An 8,892-nucleotide genomic window follows, 5' to 3' on the forward strand; every position below is an offset into this window, starting at 1 on the left:
AAAACTTTAATGATAAATTATTAGAACGAGCCAACGAAGATGATGAGGATTAACCATCAATAGAATAAAAGAGGCTATTTAAAACTATATTAAACTCAATTTGTCACATTGAGCGCAGTCGAAATGTATTTTAATAGATTTCTCGAATTCACTCGAAATGACAATAATTTAACTCTTCAAATAACCTCTTAAGGTTAATCTACTTTTTTAAAACTTTGCTAAGAATTTCATCTTTGCTTATTTTCTTAGTACAGAAATACCAATCTTTACAATCCATATCTTCTTTACCTGCCATTCTGTTTTCTGCCGTTCCACAAGAACCTGCAGGACCAATAATTACATCATCACCAGGATACCAATCAGCTGGAGTTGCAACTTCAAAAGCATCAGCAGCTTGTAAAGCAACTACAACACGATACAGTTCATCAAAATTTCTACCCAAACTTAGTGGATAATAAATAATAGCTCTAATAATACCCTTTGGATCTATAAAAAATACGGCTCTAACAGCTTTAGTTGAACTTTCATTTGGTTGAAGCATTCCATATTTTTTTGCAACATTCATAGTAATGTCTTCAATTAAAGGAAATTTTACTTCAACATTTTTCATTCCTTTATACTCAATTTTATCTTTAATTGAGCGTAACCAAGCAATATGACTATATAAACCATCAATAGATAAACCAACTAGTTTACAATTTGCATTTGCGAATTTTTCTTCCTGTGTAGCAAAAGTCATAAACTCTGATGTACAAACAGGTGTGAAATCAGCAGGATGGCTGAATAAAATAACCCAGTCTCCTTTATAATCAGAAGGAAAATTTATAGGACCTTGTGTTGTTACTGCTTGAAATTCAGGAGCTTTATCTCCAATTCTAGGCATTGCTGTGAATTCTTGTGTTACTTCCATAATAATATATATTAAAATTTTATGATTTCTAGTTGGACTATTAAAGTTAGTAAATAATTAAAAATAATATTGTAACTAAAATCACAGTGTAATTATTAATTAATTGGAAATAAAAAATCCTGCAAAAGGCAGGATTTTTATTAAATAATATATTTTTAAATTACCACTTAAACAATGGTCTATCAGCCATCATTTCGTTTACTTTTTCAGCAATACGTTCTAATCTAGCTTCATCTTCATGATTTACAATTACTTCATCAATTAATTCAACAATCGCAATCATATCAGCCTCTTTTAGCCCTCTAGTCGTTACAGCAGAAGATCCAACTCTAATTCCAGAAGTTACAAAAGGAGATTTATCATCAAAAGGAACCATATTTTTATTTACAGTAATATCAGCTTTTACCAACGCATTTTCAGCCTGTTTTCCACTAATATTTTTATTACGTAAATCAATAAGCATACAGTGATTGTCTGTACCTCCTGAAATAATTTTATAGCCTTTTTTCACAAGAGCTTCAGCCATTGCTGCAGCATTTTTCTTCACTTGTAATTGGTAATGTAAAAAATTATCGGTTAAAGCTTCACCAAATGCAATTGCTTTAGCAGCAATAATGTGTTCTAAAGGTCCACCTTGATTTCCTGGGAAAACGGCTGAATCAATTAAACTAGACATTTTTTTAAGATTTCCATTCTTCAATTTTAAACCAAACGGATTGTCAAAATCTTTTCCAATCATAATAATACCCCCACGTGGTCCTCTTAAGGTTTTATGAGTTGTAGTAGTTACAAAATGACAATGAGGAATTGGATCATTTAATATTCCTTTAGCAATTAAACCTGCTGGGTGAGAAATATCAGCCAATAATAAAGCACCTACCGAGTCAGCAATAATTCTGAAACGTTTAAAATCTATATCTCTTGAATAAGCTGAAGCACCTGCAATTATTAATTTAGGCATTTCTTTCTCAGCAGTTTCTTGAATTTTATCATAATTCAAAACACCAGTTTCCTCGTCTACTCCATAAAATGATGGATTATACAATTTTCCTGAAAAATTAACTGGTGAACCGTGTGTTAAATGTCCACCGTGAGATAAATCAAAACCTAATATTTTATCACCTGGTTTTAAAACAGCTTGATAAACTGCTGCATTTGCTTGCGAACCAGAGTGTGGTTGTACATTTACATATTCAGCACCAAAAAGTTCTTTAGCTCTATCAATTGCTATTTGTTCAATAACATCTACTACTTCACAACCACCATAATAACGTTTATTTGGGTAGCCTTCAGCATATTTATTAGTTAATACGGAGCCTGCAGCTTCCATAACTTGATCACTCACAAAATTTTCAGAAGCAATTAGCTCTATTCCATTTGTTTGTCTTTCTTTTTCTTCTTGAATTAAATCAAATATTAATTGGTCACGTTGCATTATATATTGTTTTTTTTAAATTTCAACGCAAAAATAACGATTTCGTTTTGCAATTAGTAATAAACTTATATATTTACTCAGAATTTTATTAACAGAAATAAAACTTATAAACTATGAAAATAGCAGCAAATGATCCAGACAGAAAATCATGGTTAAATATTGAAAAAAAATGCGATTTTCCTATTCAAAATATTCCATTTGGTGTATTTATTACCAAAGATGATATAATTACCATTGGAACAAGAATTGGAGAATATGCAATTGACCTTGGCGCTTTTCATCAATTAGGCTATTTTAACGAAATACCTCTTACAGATGATATATTTATGCAAGATTCTTTAAACGACTTTATTTCCGATGGAAGAAAAACTTGGAGATTGGTTAGAAATAGAATTGCAGAAGTATTTGATGCTAACAATCCAATATTAAGAGATAATTTAAAGCATAGAGAAGTTATTATATTTGATATGAGTGAAATAGAAATGCTGTTGCCAGTAAGTGTTGGTGATTATACAGATTTTTATTCAAGCAAAGAACATGCAACTAATGTAGGTGTTATGTTTAGAGGAAAAGACAATGCTTTAATGCCTAATTGGTTACATATGCCTATAGGCTATCATGGTCGTTCATCTTCTATTGTGGTTTCTGGTACGCGTATTCATAGACCGTATGGACAATTTTTACCTAAAAATGAATCAACACCAGTATTTGGACCTTCAAAAAGTTTAGATATGGAGCTTGAAACAGCTTTTATAACTACTGATGTTAATAATTTTGGAGAACCAATTTCTATTGATGAAGCTGGAGAATATATTTTTGGAATGGTATTATTAAATGATTGGAGCGCAAGAGATATTCAAAAATGGGAATATGCACCATTAGGTCCGTTTTTAGGGAAAAACTTTGCATCTACTATTTCACCTTGGATTGTGACAATGGATGCTTTAGAACCATTTAGATGTGAAAGCCCAAAGCAAGATCTTACTCCTCTTCCGTATCTTCAACAAAAAGGAACAGATAATAGTTTTGATATTAAATTAAAAGCTATTTTAGAAACTGAAAATGGTGATTTAAATGAATTAAGTAAATCTAATTTTAAGCATTTATATTGGACAATGGAGCAACAGTTAGCTCATCATACGGTTAATGGTTGCAATGTGCGATCTGGAGATTTAATGGGTAGTGGAACAATTTCTGGACCAACAAAAAATAGTTATGGTTCAATGTTAGAACTCTCATGGGGAGGAAAAGAACCAATTGAACTAAAAGATGGTACGTCTCGTATTTTCTTAAATGATGGAGACACTTTAATATTAAGTGGCTACTGTAAAAACGAAAATTATAGTATTGGTTTTGGTAAATGTTCAGGTAAAATTTTTCCTCCTGTTAAATTGAAAAAATAAGAACTTAACTTATTATTATAAAGAACCCTAAAATTAATTTTTTAGGGTTTTTTAGTTACTTTTGGCATTGATATTGTAATTCTTATTTTCTTATTAAATTTAAAAAATCCCTAGATGAAAAAAATAGCCATATTTTTAATTTTAGCAATCACAGTTGTTAGTTGTAGTAGTGTAAAAAAAACACAAGAAGCCATAAACTATGGTAATTATGATGAAGCCATAGAAATTGCAATAAAAAACTTAAGAACTCATAAAACTAAAAAAAGTAATCAATCATATGTATTAATGCTTGAAGAGGCGTTTGCTAAAGCTTCTATAAGGGATAAAGAAAAAATAGCATTTGAAAAAAAAGATGGAAATCCAGCAAATTTAGAAAGTATTTATAATGGGTATATTTTACTAAACAACAGACAAGAACTTATAAAACCTTTACTCCCACTTCCTATTATTAATAAAGGAAAAAATGCAAAATTTCAGTTTGAAAATTATACAAATGACCTAATAACTACAAAAGATAAATTATCTGATTATTTGTATACAAATGCTAAAAAATCATTAACAAATTCTGAAAGTAAAGACGATTTTAGAAATACGTATAATGATTTAAGATATTTATATGATATAAATCCTGAATATAAAAATACGAAAGTGTTATTGGAAGAAGCACATTATAAAGGAACCGATTTTGTCTTTGTATATATGCAGAATAAAACCAATCAGGTAATTCCTATGCGTTTAGAAGATGATTTATTAAATTTTGATACGTACAACTTAAATGATTTTTGGACCGTTTACCATAATAACAAACAACCTAAGCATAAGCAACTTTATGATTTTGAATTAGAATTAAATTTACGAGAAATTAATATTTCTCCTGAACAAATTCGAGAAAAAGTAATTGTTCAAGAAAAGCAAGTAAAAGATGGTTGGCAATATTTAATTGATAAGAATGGAAATGCAGTGAAAGATAGTTTAGGAAATACTATTAAGGTTGATAAATTTAAAACTTTGAAAAGTAAAGTAACTAAATTCACACAATTTAAATCTGTACAAGTTGTTGGGCAAGTAAAATATTTCGATTTAAAAACCAACCAATTAATTCAAGCCTTTCCTTTGGCTAGTGAATTTGTATTTGAGCATCACTACGCTACTTATTCAGGAGATAAAGATGCTATTGATAAAGATAATTTAGACTTTTTAAGATATAAACACGTACTGTTTCCAAGTAATGAGCAAATGGTTTATGATAGTGGCGAAGATTTAAAAAATAAAATTAAATCTATTATTTCTAACAATCGTTTTAGGTAAAATTCTATTTATGTCATTTCGAGCGCAGTCGAGAAATTTACTATTTAGATAATGTCTTTTTAACAGCATCCACACTAATTGAATAGTGTGAATCGCTGTAAATAACCTGTTCATTTTTCACAACTAAAACCTGAGGAGATTGATGGCGGACCTCTAATTTTTCTGAAATTTCATTTGAAATTGCTTTAAAATTCAATAAATCTAAAAAATATAAATCAACATCCGTTTCATTTAAATCATATTCTCTTTCAAAACTTTTAAGCGCCATTCTGCTAATTCCACATCTGGTACTATGCTTAAATATTAAAATTGGCTTTTCGTTTGACTGTGAAATTATAGTTGCTAATTGGCTACTTTCTGTAAGTAGAATCCAGTTTATTTTTTTATCATTTTCACCTTCACTGCTACCTTTAAATAAACTATTAAATATTCCCATTTCTATTATTTTTATATGTTAGTCTTCAAATATGAACACACCTTTCATTAAAAGACAAAATGTCGTTAATCACCTTAAAAATAAGACAATATGACTTATTTAGATTACCTTTAATGAATTGGAATATTCTTTGACGCTGCAAATATATACACAAAAAAACAAAACGTTATGAACTTTAATAAATTTACCATAAAATCGCAAGAAGCTGTCCAACAAGGGCAACAAATTGCAGAAAGTCTTGGGCATCAACAAATAGAAAATTCACATATACTTAAAGGAATTTTTGAAGTTGATGAAAATGTAACACCTTTCATTTTTAAAAAATTAGGATTAAATATTGACTTGTTAAAAAGTTTAATTGAAAAAACTTTAGAGAGTTATGCTAAAGTTACTGGTGGCGATATATCATTTTCGAGAAACGCCTCTAAAATGTTGAATACAGCAGCTACAGAAGCCTCAAACTTGAAAGATGAATATGTATCAATAGAACATTTGTTGCTAGCAATTTTAAATACAAAAGACACCACTTCTCAAATTTTAAAAGATCAGGGAGTTACTGAGAAAGGGATGAAATTAGCTATTGACGAGTTGCGTCAAGGAAGTAAAGTAACTTCTCAAAGTGCAGAAGAAACTTATAATTCACTGAATAAATTTGCACGTAATTTAAATCAGTTAGCAAAAGACGGAAAATTAGATCCTGTAATTGGGCGTGATGAAGAAATTAGAAGAATTCTTCAAATTTTATCGCGAAGAACAAAAAACAACCCAATGTTAGTTGGTGAACCTGGAACAGGTAAAACAGCTATTGCAGAAGGTTTAGCACATAGAATTGTAAAAGGTGATATTCCAGAAAATTTAAAAGATAAGCAAATTTATTCTTTAGATATGGGGGCACTTATAGCAGGGGCAAAATACAAAGGTGAATTTGAAGAACGTTTAAAATCTGTAATTAAAGAAGTGACTTCTTCAAATGGTGAAATTGTATTGTTTATAGATGAAATTCACACACTTGTTGGTGCTGGTGGTGGTCAGGGAGCTATGGATGCCGCAAATATCTTAAAACCTGCATTGGCGCGAGGAGAATTAAGAGCTATTGGAGCAACAACCCTGGATGAATATCAAAAATATTTTGAGAAAGATAAAGCTTTAGAACGAAGATTTCAAAAAGTAATGGTTAATGAGCCGGATACAGAAAGTGCTATTTCAATATTAAGAGGTATTAAAGAGAAGTATGAAAATCATCATAAAGTTCAAATAAAAGATGATGCCATTATAGCTGCTGTAGAGTTATCTCAACGCTATATTTCAAATCGTTTTTTGCCAGATAAAGCGATTGATTTAATGGATGAAGCTGCTGCAAAATTGCGTATGGAAATAAATTCAAAACCAGAAGAATTAGATGTTTTGGATCGTAAAATTATGCAAATTGAGATTGAAATTGAGGCAATAAAACGTGAAAAGGATGAAAAAAAGCTAACTTCTCTTAAAAAAGAATTGGCTAATATAAAAGAAGACAGAAACGAAATTAATGCGAAATGGGTTAGCGAAAAAGAATTGGTTGAAAATGCGCAAGCGAGTAAAGAAGCCATTGAAAATTATAAATTGGAAGCTGAGCGTGCTGAGCGTGATGGAGATTATGGAAAAGTAGCAGAAATTCGTTATGGAAAAATTAAAGATGAACAGGAAAAATCAAATAGACTTCAAAAAGAATTAGCCGAGAACCAAGATTCTGCTTTAATTAAAGAAGAAGTTACCAGAGATGATATTGCTGAAGTTGTTGCAAAATGGACAGGGATTCCTGTAACTAAAATGTTACAAAGTGATCGTGAAAAATTATTGCATTTAGAAGATGAATTACATAATAGAATAGTTGGACAAGAGGAAGCTATTGTAGCTGTTTCAGATGCTGTAAGAAGATCTAGAGCAGGTTTACAAGATTCTAAAAAGCCAATGGGAACCTTTTTATTTTTAGGTACAACAGGTGTTGGTAAAACTGAACTAGCAAAAGCTTTGGCAGAGTATTTATTTGATGATGAAAATTCTATGACTCGAATTGATATGAGTGAATATCAAGAACGTCATGCGGTTAGCAGACTTGTAGGTGCTCCTCCAGGATATGTTGGTTATGAAGAAGGTGGTCAATTAACAGAAGCCGTAAGAAGAAAACCTTATTCAGTTATTTTATTAGATGAAATTGAAAAAGCACATCCAGATACATTTAATATTTTGCTACAAGTTTTAGATGAGGGAAGATTAACAGATAATAAAGGAAGAGTTGCCGATTTTAGAAATACCATTATAATTATGACTTCAAATATGGGAGCTCATATTATTCAAGAGAAATTTGAAAAAATGGATATGGAAAAACGTGATTTGATAACTGAAACTACTAAAGTTGAAGTTTTAGGGTTATTGAAACAGACTGTTAGACCTGAATTTTTAAATCGTATTGATGAGATTATCATGTTTACACCTTTAAATAGGGAAGAAATTCAACAAATAGTGAGGCTACAACTAAACGGATTAATTAAAATGTTGAAAGAAAAAGATATCCAGATTGAATATACAGAAGATTTGGTTGAAGCTCTAGCAAACAAAGGTTACGACCCGCAATTTGGTGCGCGACCTGTTAAAAGGGTTATTCAAAGAGATATTCTAAATCAGCTTTCAAAAGAAATATTATCAGGAAAAGTAACCTCTGAAAGCCATATTTTATTAGATGCTTTTGATGATAAAATTGTGTTTAGAAATAAATAGAAACTAAAATTTAAAATCCAAAAAGGGTTCTAAAAAGTGAAATTTCATGTCATATTTAGCCTGTCGAAATATTTTTATTAATTGATAATGAAGATTAACTTCGATAGGCTCAGTTTGATAAAATGAAATTAATTCACTTTTTAGATCACCTTTTTTTTATGTAAATTCGTTTTTTTAATTTAAATAAATAATGATGAGAAAAATCATTTTCATATTACTAATAGGAATAAGTGTTTTAAAAGTTAATGCGCAAGAAAGTGAAATTACTACGTATTATTTTATTAGACATGCTGAAAAGGAAAGAACCGATAAGACAAACGAAAATCCGAATTTAACTGAAAATGGTCAACAAAGAGCTGAAAATTGGAGCACAGTTTTTAAAAATGTAGATTTTGATTTAATCTATTCAACCAATTATAATAGGACAATAGAAACTGCAACGCCTACATCTGAAAGTAAAAGTTTAGAAATTAAGTTTTATAATCCAAATGAATTATATAATGACGATTTTAAACTAACAACCAAAAATAAAACAGTTTTAGTTGTTGGGCATAGTAACACTACTCCTCTATTTGTAAATGCTATTTTAGAAAATGAGAAATACGCCGAAATAGAAGATCTAAATAATTCTAATTTATATATT

At 29.9% G+C, this 8,892-nt stretch carries 7 protein-coding genes; 4 read left to right on the top strand and 3 right to left on the bottom strand.

Going from position 1 to position 8,892, the window contains the following annotated elements:
• Positions 1 to 199: 199 nt before the first annotated feature.
• Positions 200 to 910: a peroxiredoxin gene (locus Q0352_RS12800; protein WP_299528060.1), complete on the bottom strand. Its 711-nt coding sequence runs from the start codon at positions 908 to 910 to the stop codon at positions 200 to 202.
• Between the two features lie 160 nt (positions 911 to 1,070).
• Positions 1,071 to 2,345, bottom strand: a complete 1,275-nt coding sequence (gene glyA / locus Q0352_RS12805) for a serine hydroxymethyltransferase (protein ID WP_299528062.1) — start codon at positions 2,343 to 2,345, stop codon at positions 1,071 to 1,073.
• 113 nt (positions 2,346 to 2,458) lie between these two features.
• Here glyA and fahA point away from each other — a divergent pair, with 113 nt between their 5' ends.
• Both fahA and Q0352_RS12815 read left to right on the top strand, forming a co-directional pair.
• Positions 2,459 to 3,748: a fumarylacetoacetase gene (gene fahA, locus Q0352_RS12810; protein WP_299528064.1), complete on the top strand. Its 1,290-nt coding sequence runs from the start codon at positions 2,459 to 2,461 to the stop codon at positions 3,746 to 3,748.
• 114 nt (positions 3,749 to 3,862) lie between these two features.
• A complete protein-coding gene (locus tag Q0352_RS12815) occupies positions 3,863 to 5,056 on the top strand; it encodes a hypothetical protein (protein ID WP_299528066.1) in 1,194 nt (397 codons plus the stop codon).
• A 40-nt stretch (positions 5,057 to 5,096) separates the two neighbouring features.
• Here the strand turns inward: Q0352_RS12815 and ytxJ are convergent, their stop codons facing one another.
• Positions 5,097 to 5,492, bottom strand: a complete 396-nt coding sequence (gene ytxJ, locus Q0352_RS12820; RefSeq protein WP_299528068.1) for a bacillithiol system redox-active protein YtxJ — start codon at positions 5,490 to 5,492, stop codon at positions 5,097 to 5,099.
• A gap of 168 nt (positions 5,493 to 5,660) precedes the next feature.
• Here ytxJ and clpB point away from each other — a divergent pair, with 168 nt between their 5' ends.
• Both clpB and Q0352_RS12830 read left to right on the top strand, forming a co-directional pair.
• On the top strand, positions 5,661 to 8,249 hold the full coding sequence (clpB, locus tag Q0352_RS12825; protein ID WP_299528070.1) for an ATP-dependent chaperone ClpB: 2,589 nt from the start codon (positions 5,661 to 5,663) through the stop codon (positions 8,247 to 8,249).
• Positions 8,250 to 8,442: 193 nt separating this feature from the next.
• A partial coding sequence (locus Q0352_RS12830; RefSeq protein ID WP_299528073.1) for a histidine phosphatase family protein occupies positions 8,443 to 8,892 on the top strand: 450 nt, incomplete at its 3' end.

The sequence above is a fragment of the uncultured Lutibacter sp. genome (assembly GCF_937891065.1).
GTDB lineage: Bacteria > Bacteroidota > Bacteroidia > Flavobacteriales > Flavobacteriaceae > Lutibacter.

Excerpts from the sequence above, each read along its gene's own strand:
- fahA (WP_299528064.1), top strand. The coding sequence starts at position 2,459 with ATGAAAATAGCAGCAAATGATCCAGACAGAAAATCATGGTTAAATATT.
- clpB (WP_299528070.1), top strand. The coding sequence starts at position 5,661 with ATGAACTTTAATAAATTTACCATAAAATCGCAAGAAGCTGTCCAACAA.
- Q0352_RS12815 (WP_299528066.1), top strand. The coding sequence starts at position 3,863 with ATGAAAAAAATAGCCATATTTTTAATTTTAGCAATCACAGTTGTTAGT.
- glyA (WP_299528062.1), bottom strand. The coding sequence starts at position 2,345 with ATGCAACGTGACCAATTAATATTTGATTTAATTCAAGAAGAAAAAGAA.
- Q0352_RS12800 (WP_299528060.1), bottom strand. The coding sequence starts at position 910 with ATGGAAGTAACACAAGAATTCACAGCAATGCCTAGAATTGGAGATAAA.
- ytxJ (WP_299528068.1), bottom strand. The coding sequence starts at position 5,492 with ATGGGAATATTTAATAGTTTATTTAAAGGTAGCAGTGAAGGTGAAAAT.